This window comes from Pandoraea sp. PE-S2T-3, from assembly GCF_002179965.1.
GTDB lineage: Bacteria > Pseudomonadota > Gammaproteobacteria > Burkholderiales > Burkholderiaceae > Pandoraea.
The window spans coordinates 1-324 of record NZ_NGUQ01000025.1 but is presented as its reverse complement, the minus strand read 5'-3'; the positions used below and the strand labels follow the sequence as shown (position 1 = coordinate 324).

At 60.2% G+C, this 324-nt stretch carries 1 protein-coding gene; it reads right to left on the bottom strand.

Annotated elements, in window-relative coordinates; translation table 11 throughout:
* Positions 1-282 (bottom strand): hypothetical protein (locus CDV46_RS18625; RefSeq protein WP_217896754.1); only part of this gene is annotated, 282 nt, incomplete at its 3' end.
* Positions 283-324: the final 42 nt, after the last annotated feature.

Genomic DNA, 324 nt, shown 5'->3' with positions numbered 1-324 from the left:
GAACCGGTTGAGCACCACCAACACACGTTTGTCCATCTTGCCGAGCTCTTGCAACCCAACGATGGACGGGCCGTAACTCACTGCGTCCAGCACGATGGGCGAAACGACGATGGCCCCGGGAATGTGCAAGTCCATTTTCGGGGCGTGGTCAACAATCACAACGTCATACGACTTGGTCTGGTTGCGGGCTACGTCGAACGGCAGCACCACCGCGTCCGGGTCTTCACCCTCACGCACGGCCTTGCGTTGCAGCGCTTTGCGCGCCAAGTTTGACCAGAACATGCTCCGCCCTGCGGGTCGGCATCGAGCACCAGCACGTCTTTT